Origin of the sequence: Pseudomonas sp. (assembly GCF_049300855.1) — a bacterium.
Taxonomy (GTDB): Bacteria; Pseudomonadota; Gammaproteobacteria; order Pseudomonadales; family Pseudomonadaceae; genus Aquipseudomonas.
This window is the reverse complement of the sequence record NZ_JBAQKH010000061.1, coordinates 20,059-42,479: the sequence shown is the minus strand read 5'-3', so window position 1 is coordinate 42,479 and position 22,421 is coordinate 20,059. Positions and strand designations below refer to the sequence as shown.

Annotated in this window: 17 protein-coding genes and 1 pseudogene; 3 read left to right on the top strand and 15 right to left on the bottom strand. The window is 60.5% G+C overall.

Translation table 11 applies throughout. The features are described 5' to 3' along the window. Positions 1 to 18 precede the first annotated feature (18 nt). Together WA225_RS28440 and WA225_RS28435 are read right to left on the bottom strand one after the other, a co-directional pair. Positions 19 to 840, bottom strand: coding sequence for a phosphatase PAP2 family protein (locus tag WA225_RS28440; protein ID WP_422610516.1), 822 nt, complete (start codon positions 838 to 840; stop codon positions 19 to 21). Beyond that, positions 837 to 1,508: a histidine phosphatase family protein gene (locus WA225_RS28435; protein WP_422610515.1), complete on the bottom strand. Its 672-nt coding sequence runs from the start codon at positions 1,506 to 1,508 to the stop codon at positions 837 to 839. The genes WA225_RS28440 and WA225_RS28435 overlap by 4 nt, the downstream gene beginning before the upstream one ends. A gap of 253 nt (positions 1,509 to 1,761) precedes the next feature. Here WA225_RS28435 and WA225_RS28430 point away from each other — a divergent pair. Next, a pseudogene (locus tag WA225_RS28430) lies at positions 1,762 to 2,823 on the top strand (methyl-accepting chemotaxis protein); the annotation flags it as partial. Beyond that, the gene (locus WA225_RS28425; RefSeq protein ID WP_371748303.1) at positions 2,818 to 3,681 is read left to right on the top strand and encodes a methyl-accepting chemotaxis protein; all 864 of its coding nucleotides are present in this window, start codon (positions 2,818 to 2,820) and stop codon (positions 3,679 to 3,681) included. The pseudogene WA225_RS28430 and the gene WA225_RS28425, both read left to right, overlap by 6 nt. 176 nt (positions 3,682 to 3,857) lie before the next feature. On the opposite strand, the gene WA225_RS28420 is transcribed toward WA225_RS28425, so the two are convergent. From WA225_RS28420 to WA225_RS28395, 6 genes are all read right to left on the bottom strand, one after another. Further along, on the bottom strand, positions 3,858 to 5,231 hold the full coding sequence (locus WA225_RS28420) for a DUF1329 domain-containing protein (protein ID WP_422610514.1): 1,374 nt from the start codon (positions 5,229 to 5,231) through the stop codon (positions 3,858 to 3,860). 149 nt (positions 5,232 to 5,380) lie between these two features. Continuing rightward, the gene (locus WA225_RS28415) at positions 5,381 to 7,339 is read right to left on the bottom strand and encodes a DUF1302 domain-containing protein (protein ID WP_422610513.1); all 1,959 of its coding nucleotides are present in this window, start codon (positions 7,337 to 7,339) and stop codon (positions 5,381 to 5,383) included. Positions 7,340 to 7,387: 48 nt separating this feature from the next. Next, entirely contained in the window at positions 7,388 to 8,677 is a 1,290-nt protein-coding gene (locus WA225_RS28410) for a phospholipase (RefSeq protein WP_422610512.1), read from the bottom strand. A gap of 240 nt (positions 8,678 to 8,917) precedes the next feature. Further along, positions 8,918 to 10,486 (bottom strand): FGGY-family carbohydrate kinase, encoded by a 1,569-nt coding sequence (locus WA225_RS28405; protein ID WP_422610511.1) that lies wholly within the window; start codon positions 10,484 to 10,486, stop codon positions 8,918 to 8,920. Positions 10,487 to 10,506: 20 nt separating this feature from the next. Then, positions 10,507 to 12,099 carry a glycerol-3-phosphate dehydrogenase/oxidase gene (locus tag WA225_RS28400; protein WP_422610510.1) on the bottom strand — a complete coding sequence of 531 codons (1,593 nt, stop codon included), beginning with the start codon at positions 12,097 to 12,099 and terminating at the stop codon, positions 10,507 to 10,509. A 5-nt stretch (positions 12,100 to 12,104) separates the two neighbouring features. Beyond that, positions 12,105 to 13,700, bottom strand: a complete 1,596-nt coding sequence (locus tag WA225_RS28395) for an FAD-binding oxidoreductase (protein WP_422610509.1) — start codon at positions 13,698 to 13,700, stop codon at positions 12,105 to 12,107. A 210-nt stretch (positions 13,701 to 13,910) separates the two neighbouring features. Here WA225_RS28395 and WA225_RS28390 point away from each other — a divergent pair, with 210 nt between their 5' ends. Continuing rightward, positions 13,911 to 14,927 carry an AraC family transcriptional regulator gene (locus WA225_RS28390; RefSeq protein ID WP_422610508.1) on the top strand — a complete coding sequence of 339 codons (1,017 nt, stop codon included), beginning with the start codon at positions 13,911 to 13,913 and terminating at the stop codon, positions 14,925 to 14,927. 238 nt (positions 14,928 to 15,165) lie between these two features. On the opposite strand, the gene WA225_RS28385 is transcribed toward WA225_RS28390, so the two are convergent. The 7 genes from WA225_RS28385 to WA225_RS28355 all read right to left on the bottom strand — a co-directional run bounded on the left by WA225_RS28385 (position 15,166) and on the right by WA225_RS28355 (position 22,408). Then, a complete protein-coding gene (locus WA225_RS28385) occupies positions 15,166 to 15,534 on the bottom strand; it encodes a glyoxalase superfamily protein (protein ID WP_422610507.1) in 369 nt (122 codons plus the stop codon). A gap of 118 nt (positions 15,535 to 15,652) precedes the next feature. Next, the gene (locus WA225_RS28380; RefSeq protein ID WP_422610506.1) at positions 15,653 to 17,110 is read right to left on the bottom strand and encodes an N-acyl-D-amino-acid deacylase family protein; all 1,458 of its coding nucleotides are present in this window, start codon (positions 17,108 to 17,110) and stop codon (positions 15,653 to 15,655) included. A 1-nt stretch (position 17,111) separates the two neighbouring features. Beyond that, positions 17,112 to 17,972 (bottom strand): MurR/RpiR family transcriptional regulator, encoded by an 861-nt coding sequence (locus WA225_RS28375; protein ID WP_093442302.1) that lies wholly within the window; start codon positions 17,970 to 17,972, stop codon positions 17,112 to 17,114. A gap of 15 nt (positions 17,973 to 17,987) precedes the next feature. Continuing rightward, positions 17,988 to 19,337 carry a GntP family permease gene (locus WA225_RS28370; protein WP_095051052.1) on the bottom strand — a complete coding sequence of 450 codons (1,350 nt, stop codon included), beginning with the start codon at positions 19,335 to 19,337 and terminating at the stop codon, positions 17,988 to 17,990. A 658-nt stretch (positions 19,338 to 19,995) separates the two neighbouring features. Further along, positions 19,996 to 20,304 (bottom strand): Fic family protein, encoded by a 309-nt coding sequence (locus tag WA225_RS28365; RefSeq protein WP_422610505.1) that lies wholly within the window; start codon positions 20,302 to 20,304, stop codon positions 19,996 to 19,998. A 195-nt stretch (positions 20,305 to 20,499) separates the two neighbouring features. Continuing rightward, positions 20,500 to 21,393 carry an NAD-dependent epimerase/dehydratase family protein gene (locus WA225_RS28360; protein ID WP_422610504.1) on the bottom strand — a complete coding sequence of 298 codons (894 nt, stop codon included), beginning with the start codon at positions 21,391 to 21,393 and terminating at the stop codon, positions 20,500 to 20,502. A gap of 103 nt (positions 21,394 to 21,496) precedes the next feature. Next, positions 21,497 to 22,408: a LysR substrate-binding domain-containing protein gene (locus WA225_RS28355; RefSeq protein WP_422610503.1), complete on the bottom strand. Its 912-nt coding sequence runs from the start codon at positions 22,406 to 22,408 to the stop codon at positions 21,497 to 21,499. Positions 22,409 to 22,421 lie beyond the last annotated feature (13 nt).

Genomic DNA, 22,421 nt, shown 5'->3' with positions numbered 1-22,421 from the left:
CATTTCATCCGAACGGGTTCAGAGAGAGACCTCAGGCTGAGCACTGAAAGCTTTCTGCTCACGCTTGCCCACCACCGGCACATCCAGCCGCGCGCGTCCGTAGAAGGCCAATGCCGTCAGCAAACACGCCAGCCACACAAAGATTCCGGCCCAGAACGTGTGGGACATGTAGTGCCAGCCTTGCAGGACGCGCGTGGTGCCGTAGATGAAGCCGAGCAACAACGAGCCCCACAAAATGGCACTGGAAAACCGCCACTGATAACGCCGCGCAACGAAATACAGCGCCAGCATGGTGAAACCACCGGAGGCGTGACCACCCGGCCAGCAACGCCCTTCTCCCGCCTCATGGAACAGCTGGAAATTGTTGTACCACTCGATATGGGCCATTTTTCCGCCATACAGCGTGGTCTCGATCGGGCAATAAACGCTGGTATGGGATTTGAGAAAATGGATCACGCCGGTGCAGACGGCGAAGGCGACCACGATAAAGAAAAAGTCCCGACGATGGTCAGCGGCAAAGCGCAACACCGGCGCAACTCTGCTGCGCTCAAGAAACGCCGCCAATTGCGGATGCTTTGGCGGATTGACCAAGGGCCAGACCAACGACAGCATTGCGCCGATCAGAGCGATTTCCGCGGTCCAGTTCGGAATGATCCGCGCCCACTTGTGGGTAAGTTTTTCAAAGAAGTGAATCTTGTCGAGCGGGAAAGATTGCGTCACTGGATCGAACAGCAAATTACTGAAGGCGACGTCGATTTTGGTCATGTCGAACATCAGGAACACCAGCGCCGCGCAGGCTAGCGGAATGCCAAAATTGTAAGCGTAGAAACGAGATTTCATCGGGTGGTCACCGTGCGCCAGTCGGAAGCTTCAATGAAGCCGAGCATCTTGGGAGCTGCCGGGCTGGCAGCGGAAACAAACAATGACGAGCCATAACCCATGTCCGAGGTCGGCACTTTGAGGTCTTTCTCGATTTGCGCCATGCATTCGCTGTGGGTCACCAGTACCAGGTTGCGACCTGGAACCTTGTGGGCCAACGCGTCCTGCAACATGCGGCCCCGGCAGTTGATCAACCAGTCATCGCCGCTGGCGGCATGGTTGAACATGTAACCGGCGGTCTGCACGGTGCGCATCGATGGGCTGTTGTAGATGTCGGCGTTGTTCAGGCCCAGTTGTTCGAACCGTGCACCGACCGCCACCGCGACACTGCGCGAGCGATCGGTGATGCCGTCATTGCCACTCAGGCACGCGGCTTTCGAGTGATCGCAACGCTCGACATGACGCACCAGCACGATCATGTCGCCGTTGGCCCAACCTGCCGCCAGTGCCTGCGCCCCCGCGGCATTGCCGTGGGCCAGATCCGGTACCGCCGCCGGCGCGAGCAACCACAGGGTCAAGGGGATTACCAATACCGATGCCGCCAACACCACCCAGGTGTTGCGAAAACGCGCCAAAAAGCTCAGATCGATCGAGCGTTTAACGCCGAACAGACTCAGTCTCAATTCCACAAAAACCGCCTCGCCACTGTGCATCACGGGTTCATTCGATGCGGCGAAGGTACAGAGGCCAGCGTGGGCAGCCAGTGAAACCCATGTGAAAAAAGTCTTGGGATCCGTTGTTACAAATTCCGTAGGACAAAATCCTTTCAGCTCTGGGAAATGCGGCCGATACAAACCTGCTAACACCCTTGCTGGCTCAAAAAAACAACAATCTTCCAGCCTAACCGACGACAAGAAACCCAACGTTTCTGGAGGATTTTTGATGAATAGCTGGTTCGGCAACATCAGCGTGAACATGAAACTGGGCCTGGGCTTCGGCCTGGTGCTGGCCCTGACCTGCGTGCTGGCCCTGACGGGCTGGACCAGCCTCGGTGGCCTGATCGACCGCAGCAACTGGATGAGCGACATCACCCAGCTCAACGCCGGTTTGACCAAACTGCGTGTGGTGCGCCTGCAATACATGCTGACCAATGGCGACGAAACCGCCGCACAGAACGTGCAAACCACCCTCGAAAGCTTCGCCGCGCAGCAACAGAAGCTGATCAACAGCTTCAAGAGCCCGGAAAACGTCAAACTGCTCAAGGAGCAGGCCGCGACCATCGCTGAATACCAGACGTCGCTGAACAAAATGCGTAATGCCTACCGCACCGGCAACAGTGCGCGCGACAGCATGAGCGTGAGTGCCGAGACCGCGTACAACCAGATCGAATCGATCAGCAAACGCGTGCAGCAGATGGACATGAGCGAGCAGCGTTTTGAACAGTTCCAGGCGATCACCGCCGCCAAGGAAGCGTTCATCCTCGCGCGCTACGAAGTGCGCGGCTACACCGCCACCACCAATGCCGACACCGAGCAGAAAGCCGTCGGCCAACTGGATGTCGCGATCGCCAGCCTCAAGCAACTGAACGTGCATTTCGCTGATTCTCAGCAAGACGCCCTGCGTCAGCTGGAAACCGCCCTGATCAACTACCGCAGCGCATTGATGGCGTATAAAAACGCCAACACCGACGCCGTGCAGGCCCGTAAGGAAATGACCGATCAAGGCACCGCGATCGTCAACACCAGCGAGCAGCTGTATCAGATCCAGCTTGATCGTCGTGATGTAGAAAGCGCTCAGGCACGTACTTTCCAGCTGATCAGCACCCTGCTGGCACTGTTGGTCGGCGTGATTGCTGCGGTGATCATCACCCGTCAGATCACCCGTCCGCTGCAAGAAACCCTGGCTGTAGTCGAGCGCATCGCCAGCGGCGACCTGACCCAGAACGTCACCGTTACCCGTCGCGACGAACTCGGCGTGCTGCAACAGGGCATCGCACGCATGGGCGTGACCCTGCGTGACTTGATCAGCGGCATCCGCGACGGCGTCACCCAGATCGCCAGCGCCGCCGAAGAACTGTCTGCCGTCACCGAGCAGACCAGCGCCGGTGTGAACAGCCAGAAAGTCGAGACCGATCAGGTCGCCACCGCCATGCACGAGATGACCGCCACCGTGCAGGAAGTCGCGCGCAACGCCGAAGAAGCCTCGCAAGCCGCTGCCGCCGCTGACGGCGAAGCCCGCGAAGGCGACAAAGTGGTCAACGAAGCCATCGCGCAGATCGAGCGTCTGGCCAGCGAAGTGGTGCGTTCCACCGAAGCCATGAGCGTGCTGCAACAGGAAAGCGACAAGATTGGCAGCGTCATGGACGTGATCAAAGCCGTGGCCGAACAGACCAACCTGCTCGCCCTCAACGCCGCGATTGAAGCCGCGCGTGCCGGTGAAGCCGGTCGTGGTTTTGCCGTGGTTGCCGACGAAGTGCGTGGTCTGGCCCAGCGTACGCAGAAATCCACCGAAGAAATCGAAGGCCTGGTCGCCGGTCTGCAGAACGGTACCCAGCAAGTCTCAGCGGTGATGAGCAACAGCCGCGCCCTGACCGACAGCAGCGTCGCCCTGACCCGCAAGGCCGGCGCATCACTGGAAAACATCACCCGTACGGTGTCGAACATCCAGTCGATGAACCAGCAGATCGCCGCCGCTGCCGAACAGCAGAGCGCCGTGGCCGAAGAGATCAGCCGCAGTATCATCAACGTGCGCGACGTGTCGGAACAGACCGCAGCGGCGAGTGATGAGACGGCGGCGTCGAGTGTTGAACTGGCGCGCCTGGGTGGTCAGTTGCAGCAGATGGTCAGCCACTTCCGCGTTTGATCCTGATTTCGCGCTTAAGCAAAAAACCAATCGCGGGCAAGCCCGCTCCCACAGGGTTTTGAGTCGTTCACAGAGGTTGTGTTCGACTCATGACCTGTGGGAGCGGGCTTGCCCGCGATTGCGTTATGACTAGCACTACCGAAGTCTGGTCATGCCTCGAAACTGCCCGCCCCCTCCTATCGCGTCCCACGCTGGCGCAACGCCGACGGCATGAAGTACGCATCCTCCGGCACCGGCTGCGCAAAATCGACCGTCTCCGCCTCTTCATTATCAAGGTTCTGTACGTAGTAACGGCGCGCCTGCAAATCGTGGAAAACATCCAGCGCACTCCACGTCGTCGGCAGGTCGTAGAAGTTTTTCAGGTAGGCCATCGATACGCGCCACAACTCCCCTCGTCCATCGTACTGATCGACCAGTGCCGCGCCCCAGCTGTCTTCATCGAGAAACAGCACGCGCTTGGAATAGATATGCCGCGAGCCCGGTTTCAAGTTGCCTTCCACCACCCAGACCCGGTGCAGTTCATAGCGGGTGTATTGCGGGTTGAGATGGCCGGGGGTGAGCAACTGCGCGTATTTCACATCGGGGCTGCCGACTTTGTAGTTGTTGTAGGGGATGTAGATTTCCTGTTTGCCTTTGAGCTTCCAGTCGTAGCGATCCGGTGAGCCATTGAACAGGTCGGTGTCGTCGGCGGTACGTAAGCCATCGGAGGAGGCGATCGGCGTGTCGTAGGCGAGGTTCGGTGCGCGGCGCACGCGGCGTTGGCCGGCGTCGTAGATCCAGGCCTGGCGTGCGTCTTTGAGCTGATCGAGGGTTTCGTGCACGAGGGCGGCGCCACCGGCCAATCGTGCCGGGCTTTTCACGAAGGCGAGGTAGTAGAACAGGATGTTTTTCAGGTCGGCGAACTGGCCGTTCGGGCGGTAATAGTTGAACAGCGCTTCCTGCTGCGAGGTCACCAGCGCGAAACTGCCGTTGCGCTGGACCGGCGCTTCGGAAGCGCGGCGCACGACGTAGATGCCGCGATAGCGGGTGATGTGGTTCCACAACACTTCAACGCCGTCCTTGGGCACCGGGAATGGCACGCCGCCGTAGGCATCGGAGAAACCGCTGCCGCCTTCGAGCAACTTCGCCGAGGTCGCATTTTTCAGGGTGTTGTCGTACAGCCACTGCGGCGCCGAGCCGGAGCGACGGGACGGGTAGATCGGCATCTGGAAGGTGTCGGGGTAGCTGTTGAACAGCGCGATCTGGCCGGGGCTGAGGTGGGCTTTGTACTGGTCGAGATTGGCTTTGGTGATGGTGAACAGCGGTTTGTCCGCCGCGTACGGATCAGGGTGATGCTGACCCGGTTTGTAGCCGGCCGGGGCTTGGGTGATGCCACCAGTCCACGCAGGGATGGTGCCGGCGGCGTTGCCCGCGCGTTCGGCGCCCATGGGGGTCAGGGTGGTTTTCAGTTGTTCGGCTTGTTGCGGGGTGATGGCGGCCAGAGCGGTGCCGGCGGCCAGGCCTAAAACAAGCCCTAGCGAAGCCTTGGTCAATCGTGAAGTGCGAACCATGATCTTCTCCAAAATGCAGAAACCTGTGGGAGCTGGCTTGCCAGCGATTGCGGTGGGTCAGCCACCACTGATGTCGAATGTGCTGCCGTCATCGCGGGCAAGCCCGCTCCCACAGGGGGACGGGGTGCCGCAAGTTTTGTTCTGGGCAATCAAAGGAAATACTTGAGGTTGAACCCGACGTTGTCGCGGTCGCGGATGCCGTTGTTCTGCCCGCCGCCGTAGAACTCGGTGTATTGCAGTTCGGCTTCAAGCTTGTTCTGGTAGTTGGCCTTGATCCCCAGCGTGTAGGCCTTGCGACCTTCGATGGTGTTGCCGGCCTGATAGCTGTTGCCTTCGAAATCATCCTTGTAAACGATGTAGGGCGAGACGTTGACCCCGGCGTACACGTCGTTCCATGTGCCGTTGAGCATCGCCGTGTAGCTGTAGGAATTGCGGTTGACCTGATCGTCTCGATCACCGCCAGACACATAGGAATAGTTACCGGTGCCGGCGTAATAACGACGGCTGCCGTCATACGCGGTGTATTGCAAACTGCTGCCGCGCAGGTGCTCGGAGGCCAGTTCGAAGATGCCGAACAGCGAGTCGAACGAGGCCGTCGGGCCGAAGTTGTAAATGGTGCCGAGCGAGGTGTTGAAGGCTTCGACGCGCTCGGCGTTGTTGATCTGGCTATCGAGAGTGACCATCTGCCCGCCGACGTTGACCGACTTGCCCGTCACCGCCACAGCCGCGCCGTTGGCCAGGTCGCCGATCAGATCGTTGGTGGCCGCAACGCCGATTGGCAGATTCGGCCGATAAGCAATTTCACCGAACACCGACGCCTCGCCCAACGTGGTGTTGAAGCTGAAGCCGTACATGCGGATGTCTTCGGCGTAACGCCGGTGCGCCTGGATATTGCCCATCACATCAGCGGTGGCCAGACCATTGGCCAGCGCCCCGGCCTGACTGCCGGCGACACCGGACAACAGGTTGGTCAGCGCATCCATATCGATGCCTTTGTAGCCGCCCAGATCCGCCGCGATGGTCGGCTCCTTGGCGTGGTAGTTGACCATGTACAAACCGAACTCGGTGCTGTTGAGCTGCTCGGCGATGTAGCGGAAAGCGAAGCCGAACTGCCCGTCGTTTCGTGCGTTGTAATCCTTGCCGATCGACGCCACTTTCAGCGTATTGCCGTAGGCCGGCGTCACGCCATTGGCGTATAGCCCGGTGCTTTGCAGGGCGGAACTCAGCAACGGGTTGTTGCCCAGTGCGCTGTACAAACCGATGACATTGCCAAACCCCGGCACCGGTGTGTCGAGCGCCGTGCCGCTGAAGTTGTTGTAACCGGTGTTGCCGCCGTCGGCGAACAGGTCGGTTTGCGAGTAGAACGTGCCAACCGGATCGATGCGGGTTTCCTTCCAGTTGGTCTGGTAGAAACTCTCCATGGTCAGTGAATCAGTGAGGCCGATGTTGAAACTCAGCGCCTCGACCGGCACCAGCACTTCCTTGACTTCGGCGCCGGGCAAACGGTACTTGGCGGCGTCCACCGGGTTGGTGGTGTTGATCCCGCCGCGATAGAAAATCCCCTCGCCCCAGTTGAACACTTGGCGACCGACGCGCGCGGTCACCGGCATCTGCGCGACGTCCCAGCTGCCGTGCACATAGGCGTCGAGCATCTCGATACGGCTGCCGGCGATGTCGCGGGTCTGGCCGGTGAAATGGTCGTCCTGCGGGTAGCTCTGGCTCGGTTGCGAGGGGCTGTTGTTGTCGTAGTAGTCGTTGCGCTTGTCCATCAGTTGCGTGTCGTAAAACGCGGTGCCGCGCACGAACACGCCGTAGTTCTGATAGTTGGCTTCAAGTTCGGAGGTGATCTTGTACACCTCGGAAACCAGCCCGGTGTCGAAGTTGCGATTGCCGTCGTTGGTGTTGACGTCATCGTTGGTTTTATCGCGGCCCTGCACCCGCCACAAACGGCCGTAAGACAAGGTCGTGTCGACGGAACCGGTGACCTGTTTGTCCATGAAGCTGAACTCCACCGCGTGCGCCGCATCGACTGCGCACAGTTGCAGCAGCCCGGCCAGGCCGACACCGGGGAGCGCCGCGCCCGTCAGGCGCAATCGAGTGTTGATCATGTGTTCCTCCTTCCCTGTGTTTTTATTGTTGTGGTGTGCGTTGCCGCGCTACGGCGCCAATCCCGCGCTGACGTAAATCCGGCTGTGTGATCCGAAATGCCCGAGCAATTTGAATAGCTGCTGGTTAAGTGCCGGATGGTCGAAATCTTCGCGATGCAGCTGATTGCCGCTGCTGAAATCACCGGTAGTCGGTGCTGTCTCAAGCCACTGCCCGATGGCCTCATCAAACGCTGCGGAGTCGTTGACCGACTCGGCACTGACCACTTCGCGCAGGTAGTCGACCGAGTACGGCGGGTAGGTTTTGTCCTGAGCCACATCGGTGTAAGCCGCGAGCATCGGGTGCGGCTGACCGGCGCGCAGCAAGCGGCGCAGCCAGGTCGACTGGTACTTCTCCACTTCCATGTGCCGAGTGGCGACGCGTTCGATCGAGGCTTGTTTGTCCTCAGCGAAACCGGCGATTGCCTTGCCTTCCAGCAACAGAAGACTGGCGAGGTCGACGCCCGGCAAGGGCTTGGCGTGATACGGCTGAGTCAGGTCTTGAATGTGGTGCAGGCCCCAGCCGAGAAAGCGATAGCCCCAGTACGGATGACCGCTGGCAAACGCCAGTCGCGCCAGGCCCATGTATTGATAGGCGCGCCAGTCCGGCCAACTGCGCTCGAGGAAACCGGCAGCGGCGTACACCACGGGGCTTTCGTGGAAGAAGCCCATGTGGAACGGCGCCTGCGAGCTGTACTGGAAACGCGCATCGCCGAACGGTTGCGGGCCGAAGCCATAGACCGCGCCGACTGCACCAGGGTTGTCGCTGAACAGGTTGATGTCATGACCGTAATCCGGTTCGTCGGCGGCGCTGGCGAGCACTGCGAGAGGCGCGACTTTTTCGTGCTCGGCGACAACGATGAAGCGCTGGCGATTCCATGGAGAGAGGGTTTGCTCGACCATGACTTGATTGGCCTGCAAGTGCTCACGTTCAGGCAGGTCTTTACCGGGCAATGGCTGGATGACCATCGCCAGATGAATCTCGGGATTGATGCGCAGCGCAGTGAGAAAGTCGTGGCGCAAATTGTCACTCGGTACCGCCGGCAATTTCAGGTTGTCGGGCCGTGGCGGGTACTGGGCGAAGTGCGCGCGGGCGAAGCTTTCCTGCTGTTCCAACAGCGCCAGCACGGCCGGGTATTGCTCGGTGAGAAAATGCTCCAGAGGCTCGACTGCAACCGCTGGCGCGTCGCGCAACGCTGGCAGGTCCTGCAACGCCAGATAGCTGCCGACCGTATGGTTCGACCAGCCCCAGGCGCTCGGGGCGGTTGCACAAAGCAGCAACAGGAGGAAGGTCAGCTTCATTGCTTTTCGTTCTTATTGGCGGTGCCGTGGGGGATGAGCCTAACAACCGCCCCCGGCGCTGACACTGTCCGATTTCGCCAGAAAAGGTCTCCGATGGCGCCACATAAGAGGATCTGATTCCACCGCATAAACTTGTGGGAGCGAGCTTGCTCGCGAAAGCGGTGGGTAAGACAAAACAATATTGACTGACACTCCGCATTCGCGAGCAAGCTCGCTCCCACAGGGATTGGTGGTGTTCTTTCAGGCGGGGTAACCGGTGATTTTGCGGATGCTTTGATACAGCGGCTTGAGCTGGCGGTACATGCGCAGGTAGACCTCTTTGTACAGTTGCTCGTAGATTTTCTGCGCCTCGGGTTGCGGGGTAAAAACCGCGCCGACCCGGGTCATCGCCGCGATCGCCGTGGGGAAATCCGCATGCAACCCCAACCCCACCGCACAACAAATCGCCGCGCCCAGACCCGACGCTTCATACACATGCGGACGCTCCGCCGGCAGGCCGAAAATATTCGCCGTGAGCTGCATCGCCGCATCACTTTGCGAGCCGCCACCGGCCACGCGCAGACGCTTGATCGAAACCTTGGAACGCCGCTCGATATTCTCCATGCCCTGGCGCAACGCGTACGCCAGCCCTTCCAGAATCGCCCGGTAAATATGCGCACGGGTGTGCACATCGCCGAAGCCGATCATCGCGCCTTTCGCCTCGACACCCGGCTCGCGAATCCCCGGCGACCAGTACGGTTGCAGCATCAATCCCATCGAGCCCGGCGGCACTGCATCGACCAGCGCATCGAACAACTGCTCCGGCTCGATGCCCTGCTCTTTGGCCTGCTGCATCTCGCGCAGACCGAACTCGTTCTTGAACCAGCTGACCATCCAGTAACCGCGATAAATCATCACCTCGCAGTTGTACTGATCCGGCACTGCCGAGGGGTACGGCGGGATCAACGGGACGATTTCCAGATAACGCGATCGGGTGCTGGTGATCGTCGCCGTGGTGCCGTAGGACAGGCACACCGTACCCGCTTCGACCACGCCGGCACCGATCACTTCGCAAGCCTTGTCGGCACCCGCCGCAATCAGCGGCAAGCCCTCGGGGATACCGGTGTGGCGAGCGGCCTCGGCGGTGATGTAGCCGAGGGTTTCACCGGGTTTGTGCAGGCTCGGCAATTGCTCGGGGCGCACCGCCAGTGCCTGCCATTTCCAGTCACTCGGCGCGGCCCATTTCAGCCGTTTGAAGTCGAACGGCAGGTAGCCGACACAGCAACCGACCGAGTCGACAAAACGCCCGCACAGTCGATGGGTGAGAAACCCCGAGAGCAGTAAAAACTTGTCCGTCGCCGCCCACACTTCAGGCTGATGCTGAGCGATCCAGTTCGCCTCAGCCTGGGCACGAAAGTAATCCACAGTGCCTTGCGCGCCGACCAGTTTGAATAACCAGCCCCACGGTCCCTTGATCCCGCCCTCGACTTCGCTCTGACGCTGATCGAGCCACAGAATCGCCGGGCGCAGCGGTTTGCCCTCGGCATCGACATTGATCACTGTGCCGCGCTGAGTGGTCAGCGACACGCCGGCAATCTGCGAGCGATCGATGCCGGTTTGCGCCCAGACTTGCTGACACGCCTCGCCGAGTTTCGCCCAGTAATACTCCGGATCCTGCTCGGCCCAGCCCGGTTGCGTCGAGTAATACGCCTGCAGCTCGACCTTGCCTTTGCCGAGCAGATTGCCCTGCAAATCGAAAAGCAGCGCGCGCACGCTCTGTGTGCCGTTGTCGATGGCCAGCAGGTAACGCTTGTTCGGGTGGTTATCCATGGAGCTCTCTTCAAGGGGCATCAAGGCGTGGCATCCGGTAAACCGTGATGGCGTCGCCACAATGCCTGATAACGCTGCACTTCCTGCTGCCAGTGTTCGTCGCTCCAGCCCAGTCGCGGCTGGCAGAGTTGACGGATGGCGTTGAAATAATCTTCGCCGCCATGGGGCAGCAGCAGGCCGAGACGCGTGCGGCGCAGTAGTAGATCATCCAGGTGCAGAACCATTTCGCTCTCGCAGGCGAAGGCCAATTCCGCCCACAACGTATCCGTGGCGCCGATCGTGTCGTGGCCGACGTCTTTGATCAGTTGCGCCAGCCTTGGCAGCTCTCGACCATGCCTCCCGGCCAGACGTCGCCACTGATGGCTGCTCAGTGCCGCGATCGGCAACGCTGGCACAGCAGCAAACACTGGCGCGGCGTCATCGACAAAGGTGCGACCCAGCATGCTCGCGCAGGCCTTGAGCATTTCGATGGCTTGCGGGCGAAACGTGGTCAGTTTGCCGCCGGCCAGGGTCACGCAACCGGGCTCCTGCCACAGCACATGTTCACGGGTTTCGTTCGAGGGTTTGTCTTGATGCGCACCAGCGTTGCCCACCACCGGACGCACGCCCGACCAGGTCGACAGCACGTCATTGGCCGTCACTTCTGCGCCGGGAAACTGTTGCGTGCAGGCCGCCAGCAGATAGTCGAGTTCTTCGCCGCTGATGCTCGCGCTCTGATCGAGATCCTCACGATGATCGAGGTCCGTGGTGCCGACCACCGTCGTGCCTTCCCACGGAAAAACAAACACCGGCCGCCGATCACGCTCATGCATAAAAGTGAACGCCTGTGCCACCGGCAAACGCCAACCCGGCAGCAACAAATGACTGCCGCGCAACGGCCGCAATTGCCGTGGCGCCTCAGTCGGCCGCAAGCGTTCAGCCCAAGCGCCAGTTGCCACAGCGAGCACGCCGCAGCGCAATTGCAGTGACGAACCGGCCTCGCAATCCTCGACCTGAACGCCGCACACTCGCCCGTTCTCACGCAGCAAATGTTCGACGCGCACGCCGTTGACCACGACAGCGCCATCAGCCCGTGCCTCGCTCAACACACGCATCACCAGCCGCGCATCGTCGGTCAGCGCATCGACAAAACTGGTGCCGCCGAGCAAGTCGCTTTCCTTCACACCCGGCGCCAGATATCGAAGCTGTTGCGCATCATGAAAACGATGGCTGCGACGCCCGGCCAAGGCGTCGTAAACGCGCAGCAAGCCACCCAACACCCGAGGCCCGGGAAAGCCGCCGCGATAGTGCGGCATCATGAAACTCATCGGCTCGACCAGCCCCGGCGCTTCGTCGAGCAAGCGCTGACGCTCGCGCACCGAATCGCGGGTCAGACGCCACTGCCCCTTGGCGATGTAACGCAAACCGCCGTGCACCATTTTCGACGATCGACTGGACGTGCCCCAGGCAAAATCACGTTGCTCCAGCAACAGACAGCGCCAGCCTCGGCGTGCCGCTTCACGCAGGATTCCGGCGCCGCTGATACCGCCGCCGATGACGATCAGATCCCAGGTTTCCTCGGCCAGCGTCGGCAGAACTTGCTGGCGCCATGCGGCGTTCCAGTCCTGACTCATGGCCGTCACTCCGGCAACAGCGTGCCGGGGTTGAGGCGCCCGGCTGGATCGAAATGTTTGCTCAGCGCCTGCAAGGTATCCATCGCCAGTGCGCCCTTCTCGCGCAGCAGGTACGGCGCGTGATCCTTGCCGACGCCGTGCTGGTGGCTGATGGTGCCGTGGTTGTCGACGATAGTCTGGCTAGCCGCGTGTTTCAGCGCTTTCCAGCGCGCTAGCGTCGCGGGGTAATCCGTCGCCGGGCGAAACACGTAAGTGGTGTAGATGCTCGAGCCTTCGCCGTAGACGTGGGACAGGTGGGTGAACACGTGCACGCGCTCGCCTTCCGCGGCCAAGGCCTCGCGCAGGCTGTTTTCAATGAGGTTGAGCAGGTGGTCGACGTTGCTCCAGTCGGTGGCGGTTTCGAGGGTGTCGACCACGTAACCGGCGTTCCACAGGTTCTCGCGCAGGTAGGGAAAACGGAAGCGGTTCTGCGCCCATTTCTTGCCGAGCAAGGTGCCGGTGAATACGCCGCCGAACGATTTTAGGTGTTGTCGCGCCTGTTTTAGCGACAGCGCGTTTTGCCGGCGATTGCCGGTTACGCCGAACGTCAGCAGACATTTGCCCTCTGCCGCTCCCCTTAGCTTCAAATACTTTTCCAGCCAGGCGATTTGTTGCGGATGACCAGCCAGTGCCAGTTGCGTTTCGGTTTCGACGGCGTTGGACAGGCGCAGCATCGACAGTGGTACGCGCGCCTGCGCGAGTTGGCGGATGGCTTGCAGGGCCTTGGTCCAAGTGGGCAGAAATACACCGTAGAAACGCTCGTCAGCGGGCAATGCGCTGACCCGCACTTTGACTTCGGAAATGATCCCGAAACGGCCCTCGCAACCGAGCACCACTTCGCGCAGATCAGGCCCGGCGGCAGAGGCTGGGAACGTTGGAATGTGCATCGGCCCGGCAAAGGTTTCCAAAGTGCCGCCAGCAAACAACTGCTCGATCCGGCCATAGCGCAACGACTGCTGACCGCTGGAACGGCTGGCCACCCAACCGCCCAATGTCGACAGCTCCCACGACTGCGGGAAATGCCCCAGCGTGTAGCCTTTCGCGCGCAACTGGCTCTCGACCTGCGGGCCACTCGCACCGGGGCCAAACGTCGCCAGCAGGCTTTGTTCGTCGAGATCGATCAGGCGATTCATCCGCGCCAGCGACACCGTCACCACTGGCCGCGCCGAATCCGGTGGATTGATGTGCCCGGCCACCGACGTGCCGCCGCCATACGGGATCAAGCACAAGTCGTGTTCGTGAGCGAGCGCCAGCAATTGGCGAATGTGTTCAGCGGTCTCGGGGAACGCGACGGCATCGGGATAATTACCCAGCGCACCCTCACGCAACGCCAGCCAGTCCGGCAGGCTCTGGCCGCGCGCATGCAGCAAGCGGTCATGGGCATCGACGCTGTACAAGCTGTGCGCCGGCAATCGCGATATCGGCACACGCGCCAATGCTGTTTCGAGCGAAGCATCGGGCAGCGCGCGCCCCTCGCCCAGTCGCTCATGAAGAAACTCCGCGCCCTGGGCCGGCAGTTCGACCACCGTGGTTGCATCTCCCCAGCCGTTCCAGCGTCGCATGCGTGTGTCCTTCTAACCGTCGGATCAGTGATATTTCAGGCCCCCATACTAGCCAGCGGCCGAAAAGTGTCACGGTCGCATCCGGCCAGTTCGTGTAGCCAATTGAGTCAAACGTCGCGCAAGCGTCAGCCATTTACTTTAGTCGGGGTTTCAAATTACCTTTCAGGCTATTCGTCCGCCTCCGCCGCCGTTGATCAAAGGAATGGGATCATGCAATCGCTGGGCTTCACTTCAGTTCCGCCACTGCTCAAGTACCTGCGCCATGCCGAACAGCTGGGCATGGCCATCGAGCCGGCGTTGGCGGCGGCGGGTTTGCAGGCGCAGCAGTTGAGCGACAACACCCTGCGTTTGCCCGGTGAAGCGCATGAACGCCTGCTCGATTATTTCTGCGAGCACTCGGGAGATCCGCTGTTCGGGCTCAACGCGGCGAATTTCGTCCTGCCCAATTCGTGGAGCGTGCTCGGTTACATCACCATGAACTGCGCGACGCTGGGCGATGCGATGAGCCGGATCATGCCGTTCGAGAAACTGGTCGGCGACATGGGCGTCAGCCGCGCCGAGGTGTTGGATGGCCAAGTACATTTGATCTGGACGTGTCGCTATCAGCGTCCACGGATTCGTCGGCATCTGGTGGAAAATGTGCTCGGTTCGTGGCTGCAATACGCGCGCTGGATTGCCGACACGCAGATGTCGCCGGCCGGGGTCTGGTTGGAACATTCGTGCCCGGCCGAAGCGACGCCGGCGCAGTACGAAGCGTTTTTCGATTGCCCGGTGGTGTTCGATCAGCCGTATTCGGCGCTGATCGTGCCGCTGGCTTATTTGCAGTTGCCGCTGCGTCAGGCCGATGCGCAGTTGCTGCGCACCCTGGAAGAACATGCGCTGGGCTTGATGGCGACGCTGGAAGATGCGTCGCTCGAGCAACAGGTGAAGAACATCCTGCGGCAGTTGCTCAAGGAAGGCTTACCGCGCAAGGAACAGGTCGCCGAGCAGCTCGCTGTTTCCGTGCGCACGTTGCAGCGGCAGTTGCATCAGGCGGGGACGTCGTATCAGCAGATTCTCGATGATTTGCGCCAGGAATTGGCTGAGCATTATTTGCTCAACAGCACGCTGCCGATTCAGGACATTGCGCAGTATCTGGGGTTTACCGAACCGAGGTCGTTTCACCGCACGTTCAAGAGCCGGCGCGGGATGCCGCCGGGGGAGTTTCGGCAGATGCATCGGGGGTGAATCGCTTTCCCCTCACCCCAGCCCTCTCCCGGAGGGAGAGGGGGCCGACCGAGGTGTCTGGCGCTATACATCGACCTGAATGACCGAGTCGATTATGAATTTGACCGAGCAGGTTCAGATCGATCTATTGCCGTGAATCCATAATCGCTGCAGATCTTTCAGGTCGGTGTACAGCGTCAGACAACTCGGTCAGTCCCCTCTCCCTCCGGGAGAGGGCTAGGGTGAGGGGCTTTTCAGCTCAGAGACAAATCGCGTTGGTAAACACCAACCGATTGCCAAACGGATCGGCAATCGTCATGTCCTGGCTGCCCCACGGCATCGCCTGAATCTGCGGGTGCGAAAACTTGTAGTCCTTGGCGATCAGTTGCTGTTGGAAAGCCTCCAGCTCGTCGGTCTCGATACGCAGCGCCGAACCCGGGCACGCATCGCCATGATGTTCGGACAAATGCAGCACACAATCGCCGCGCGACACCTGCAGATACAACGGGAAATTCGCCTCGAAACGATGCTGCCAGTCGATCTTGAAACCGAGGAAATCGACGTAAAACTCGACAGCCTTCGCTTCATCGAAAATCCGCAGGATCGGGGTGGTTTTGCCGAAGCTCATGGGGTGCTCCCTGACTGATTGGCCCCACAGTGTAGACGGGGTGGATGTCAGCAATTCGGCCTGTTGATGGCTTTCTTTAATTGCAATGTGCCACTACTGTGATGCACGCCACGAATCCTCAATGAAAGTTGTCGCGCAGATCACCCTGCCGAGCGAGAAAGCGCCCTGCCCGGCGACCATTCGCCTGCCCATCGCGATAGCTCAATACGCCGTTGATCCACACGCCATCGATGCCCTGCGCCGCACGCTGCGGGTCGTGGAAGTCGGCCACATCACGCACCGTCGCCGGATCGAACAACACCAGATCCGCCCAAAAACCTTCACGAATCTCGCCGCGCTCCTTCAAACCAAACCGCGCCGCCGACAAACCGGTCATCTTGTGCACCGCGGTGTGCAGCGGAAACAGGCCGACGTCGCGACTGAAATGGCCCAACACCCGTGGGAAAGCGCCCCACAGACGCGGATGCGGGAACGGGTCTTCCGGCAGTCCGTCAGAACCGACCATCGACAACGGATGCGCGAGGATTCTTCGTACATCGGCCTCATCCATGCCGTAGTACACCGCGCCCGCCGGTTGCAGGCGTTTGGCGGCATCAAGCAGCGGCATGTCCCATTCGGCGGCGATGTCGATCAGGTCGCGACCACTGACTTGCGGGTGCGGCGTCGACCAGGTGATGGTGATGCGGTGGGCGTCGGTGATTTGCTTGAGATCCAGCGTCGAAGAGCTCGCCGCATAGGGATAGCAGTCGCAACCCACAGGTTGGTTTTTCGCCGCTTCTTCGAGCGACTTCAGCAACTGCGGACTGCGCCCCCAATTACCGACACCGGCACACTTGAGGTGGGAAATGATCACCGGTGAACGCGAGTGACGACCGATGCTGAACGCTTCATCCATCGCCTCCAGCACCGGTTCGAATTCGCTGCGCAGATGCGTGGTGTACACCGCACCAAATGCCGTCAGCTCTTCAGTCAGTTGCTTCACTTCATCGGTGGAGGCGCTGAAGGCGCTGGCGTAGGCCAGGCCTGTGGATAAGCCCAAGGCACCGGCCTCAAGGCTTTCACGCAACTGCTCGCGCATTGCGGCAATTTCGTCCAGCGTCGCGGTGCGGAACAAGTCTTCCAGATGATTACTGCGCAGCGCCGTATGGCCGACCAACGCGGCAACGTTCAATGTGGTATTGGCCGCTTCGACCGCCGCGCGGTAATCGCTGAAGCGTGGATAAACGAACGCCGCCGCGGTGCCGAGCAGGTTCATCGGGTCCGGCGGATTGCCCTTCAATGTCACGGGCGAAGCGCTGATCCCGCAGTTACCGACGATCACCGTGGTCACGCCTTGGCTGAGTTTTGGCAGCATCTCTGGCTGACGGATGACTACGGTGTCGTCATGGGTGTGTACGTCGATAAAACCCGGCGCCAGCACACGGCCGGCGGCGTCGATTTCTTCGGTTGCCGTGGCGTCGTGCAAGTCACCGATACGCTCGATGCGGCCCTCGCGGATCGCCACGTCGGCGCGGTAACCGGGCTCGTTGCTGCCGTCGATGATCAGGGCATTGCGAATCAGCGTGTCGTACAGCATGTCAGTCTCCCAGCGGCAGGTGATCGTCACCGCCACGGTATTCGTCGAGGGCGAGTTTGATCCGCCGCAGACGTTCTTGATTGTCTTCAGGATTGGCCAGTGCCAGCTCGGTGGCGAGCACGTCGATGGCGAGCAGCATGCCGTAGCGCGCCGCCGTCGGTTTGTAGATGAACGAGGTTTCCGCACCTTGCAGCGGCAGGACGATGTCGGCCAGTTCCGCCAGCGGCGAGTCAGCGCGGGTGATCGCCAGAATGCGTGCGCCGTAGTTGCGCGCCAGTTCGACAGTCTCAAGTAATTCCGGGGTGATGCCAGTCAGCGAACAGACGATAAGCACTTGCTCGGCGTTGAGGCTGGCGGCGGTGACGCGCATCATCACCGCGTCATGGCACACCGCGATCGGATAGCCGAGGCGCACCAGGCGCACCTGCAATTCATCGCTGCACAGGGTCGAGCAACCGCCCATGCCGAAGGCGTGAATCATCCGCGCCTGACCGAGCATTTTCACCGCATCGGCAAAGCGTGACTCGTCGAATCCGGCCAGGTGCTGGCGCAGCGTGGTTTCGATGTCGCCGACGATCTGCCCGTAGAACGCCGACTGCTCAGGCGTGCCCGCCGGGTCGAGAAAACGGCTGCCGACGCCGCTGGCCTGAGCCAGTTGCAGGCGCAGATCACGCAGGTCGCGGCAGCCGACAGTGCGGGCGAAGCGCGACAGCGTGGCAGTGCTGACTTCGGCGCGTTGCGCGAGGTCTTCGAGGCTGGCGCTGGCGGCAAAACCGACGTCGTCGAGCATCAGCCGGGCGATGCGACCTTCGCCGGCGCTGAAGGAATCCTGGCGGGCGCGGATCTGATAAAGGATGTCCATGGCGTCAGGCTCCGGTTACAGCAGGTAAGAAAGGCCGACAGTCAGCCCGAACGCGACCAGCGAGATCAGCGTCTCAAGCACGGTCCAGGTCTTGAACGTCTGCGCGACCGTCATGTTGAAGTATTCCTTGATCAACCAGAAGCCGCCGTCGTTGACGTGGGAAAAGATAACCGAGCCAGCGCCAGTCGCCAGCACCAACAGCTCAGGGTGTGGATAACCCAGACCAATGGCCACCGGCGCGACCACCCCAGACGCGGTGGTCATGGCCACGGTCGCGGAACCGGTGGCGACGCGCATCAACGCCGCGAACAGCCAGCCCATGATCAGCGGCGACAGGTGAAACTCATGAGCGAGGCCGACGATCTGATCGGTGACGCCAGCGTCGACCAGAATGCGGTTCAAACCACCGCCAGCACCCACCAGCAAAGTAATGCTGGCGGTCGGCGCCAAGCATTCGTTGGTGAATTTCAGAATCGATTCACGGTTGAAACCTTGGGCGATACCCAGCGTCCAGAAGCTCAACAAAGTCGCCAGCAGTAGCGCAATCACCGAGTTGCCGATGAACAACAGAAACTGATTGAAACCGCTGCCCGGCGTGGAAATCAGGTTGGCCCAACCGCCGATCAGCATCAACACCACCGGCAACAGAATGGTCGCCATGGTGATGCCGAAACCCGGCAGTTTGTCGCGTGGTTCGCGGTCGAGAAATTGTTTTTCCAGCGGGTTATCCGCCGGCAATTGAATGCGCGGCACGATGAATTTGGCGTACAGCGGCCCGGCAATGATTGCGGTCGGAATGCCGATGGCGATCGCATACAGCAAAGTCTGCCCGACCGATGCCTGATAAGCCTGTACCGCGAGCATCGCGGCCGGGTGCGGCGGCACCAGCGCATGCACCACCGACAGGCCGGCGACCATCGGCAGGCCGACCATCAGAATCGACACGCCGACGCGGCGCGCCACGGTAAAGGCAATCGGCACCAGCAAGACAAACCCGACCTCGAAGAACAGCGGCAGCCCGACCAGAAACGCGATGCAGACCATCGCCCAGTGCGCGTTCTTCTCGCCAAACTTGTCGATCAGCGTACGCGCCATCTGCTCGGCGCCACCGGACTCGGCCATCATCTTGCCAAGCATCGTCCCCAGCGCGACCACCAGCGCAATATGCCCCAGCGTCTTGCCCACCCCGGCCTCATACGCCCCCACCACGCCCGACGGCGGCATCCCGGCCACCAGCGCCAGGCCGATGGAAATCAGGGTGATGACGATGAACGGATTGAGCCGGTAACGGGCGATCAACACGATCAGCGCGATGATGGCGACGGCGGCATAGACCAGCAGCCAATAGCCGAAGGAAGGCGTCATGCGGTACTCCTCGAAAGGGTCACGTTCGAATGGGTTGTGAAACTCATAAATCATTTCGAGATCGAGATTTCAAACCGCATGAAAGTAATTTTCGTGGAGAGGCAAGGCGTGTCGCTGATGGGTATGTCTTGTCGTGATTAATGAAAATAGCGGGGCGGGATTTACATAATACTCAGCCGAACATAAAACCCTGTGGGAGCGAGCTTGCTCGCGAAACGGCTTCACATTCAACATCTCTGGCGACTGATCCAGCGCTTTCGCGAGCAAGCTCGCTCCCACAGTTTGATTGCGTTGCATCAGGTACAACGCGAATAACCTGTGGGAGCTGGCTTGCCAGCGATGACGGCTACAGATTCAACTTAAATGCTGACTGATCGACCGCTATCGCTGGCAAGCCAGCTCCCACAGGTTCGCGTCCAACCCTACGTTGTGTTTCTCTAAGCCAGCCAAACGCTATACTCGCCTGACAACCTCCGCGGAGTCCCTGCCATGAGCCCCACGCCTCGCACCAGAAAAAAACTGACAGCCGATACTCTGATTCGCGCAGTTGCCAGTTCGACAGCCATCGAGACAGGTCAAAGCGTGGAGACTATTGAGCGCAAACTCAAACTCAGATCCAGTAAGTTCCTGCACTTGTCCCTGGCCAAGTAGCCCCGCCTCAAGTCCACAATGCCTGCCGAACCCAATACTCCATGGGTTCGTAGTTGCAATTCAGCCCTTGATTGATCGCGGCAAAGTAAGCCTCTTTGTTTCGCTCCCAACTGCTGTAGTCCAGCGGCACGTAGCCCGCCTGCACGGCCATGACATCCGCCAATAATCGCGACAAGCGCCCATTACCTTCGCGAAAGGGATGAATAAGGATGAACTCCACGTGCGTTACAGCGATGGCGCGAATCAGGTTCTCGTCCAGTTCGGGCCTGCACGGTGTGTATTTGGCAAGACAGTCCCTTTCAAATCCATCGAGCAACCGAGGGATTTGCCTGTGCCCCTTCTGCGTCGTAACGGTTAATCATCCCTGTACCTGCTGAACTGGCGACTTTCAGAGCACCATAGGTCTGACGCAATATAAGCGCAAAGCCTTAAACGAAAACGGCTGCCCGATGGCAGCCGTTTTGGAGATTTTGAAGGGTGATAGCAAAGCCCAGCGGGGCTCAAACACCCATCACACCATTTCGTTACGAATCCATTCAACCACCGACGTGCGCTTTGGTGCCCAGCCAAGCAGTTCGCGGGCGTGTTTGCCGCGTACGCGGCTGTTCGAGCCGAGGCCGTAGTTGGCCATTTCATAGCCCCATTCGGCTTCGGCGTCTTTCAATGGCCAGTCTTGCGGTTGGCCCAGGTTCAGGGCTTCGGCCATGGCGGTGGTCATGTCGATGAACGAGGCTTCGCCGCTTTCGACGAAGTAGAACGTGCCCGGGACGTTTTTGGTCAGCGCCAGCAGGTAGAGGGCGACGACGTCTTCGATGTGCACGTTGGACCAGATGTTCTGGCCAGTGCCGACGTGGCGCACCACGCCGCTTTTGCGAGCTTGCTTGAGCAGTCGCGGCAATTGCACGCTGTCACGCTTGACGCCCAGGCTGTGGCCGTAGATCAGCGTGTTGCAGATCACCGCCGAATTCACGCCATCCTTTGCCGCCGCGAGGATCAGGTTGTCGATGGCCACACGCGCAGCTTTGTCGACGGTCGGCTCTGGCAAGTTGTCTTCGTAGTAAATGATGTCGCTGGATTTACCGCCCGACGCATCGCCAACGATGCTCGAACCGCTGGTGTGCAGGAAGACTTTGTTGGAGCCGCGCAAGGCATCGAGCAACGCTTCGACCGCGCCGCGATGGTCGCTGCTGGCGGCGTTGATCACCGCATCGGCGGCGCGCGCCTGTGCGGCGAGCAGAGTTTTGTCGTCGAGGGTGCCGAAGACCGGGGTGATGCCAAGCGCTTTCAACTCAGCAGCCTGTTCGGCGCTGCGCACCAGACCGGTAACGGTGTGGCCAGCCTGAACCAGACCGGTAGCGATCGAGCCGCCGATAAAACCGGCAGCGCCGGTGACGAATACGTTCATGGAAAAACTCCCTGCGTGAGTAAGTGATGGGACGAGTATCTGCCCGTCGACCCGAGGGAAAAACCCGCCCTCGGCCAATTCACTCTTGCGCAGGGGTCACGAATCAGCCCTTGAAATCGGCGCTGGCGTAAGCGGCGAGTTTGCTCTGGATAAAGTCGAGGAAGCACTGAATGCGCAGCGCCAGTTGCGAGTTACGGTAGTACACCGCGTTGATCGGCTGGCGATAACCGCTGTTGAATTCGCCCAGCAAGACTTTCAGGCGCCCGGCCCGAATGTCATCGATGGTCATGAAGTGCGACAGGCAGGCGATGCCCTGCCCTTCCAGCGCCAGGTGGCGCACAGTCTCGCCGCTGGAGGCGCTGATCGCCGGGGTGATCGGCCAGCGGTCACCGTGCACATAGCGCAGCGGCCATTGGTTGAGGCCTTCGTTCTGGGTGAAGCCGAGCAAGCTGTGTTCGCTGAGATCCGCCACTTGCAGCGGCGCGCCGTGTTTTTCCAGGTAGGCGGGGCTGGCGACGATCAACAACGGACTGCAACCGAGCGAGCGCGCGTGCAGCGTCGAATCGGCGAGGGTGCCGATGCGAATGGCGACGTCGGTGCTTTGTTCCAGCAGGTCAATGATCAGGTCATTGCTGTTGAGTTCGAGCTGGATGTCCGGGTAAAGACGACGGAATTCATCGATATACGGAACGACCGCATGCAGCATGAACGGCGATGCCGCGTTGATGCGCAGGCGCCCGGACGGCGTTTGCTGACGTGAAGAGAGGCGTTCTTCGAGTTGATCCATCTGGTCGAGAATCAGCTTGGCCTGCTCGAAGAAGTACTTGCCCTCCTCGGTCAGATCCATGCGCCGCGTGGTGCGGTTGATCAGTGTGGTGTCGAGCTTGGCTTCCAGCTTCGACAACGTGCGGCTGACTGCCGATGGCGTCTGCCCGACCTGCTCGGCGGCAGCGGAGATCGAACCGCACTCGATCACACAGACGAAAATCTGCAACTCATCGGATCTGGCTTTCACGGGTGTCCTCAAA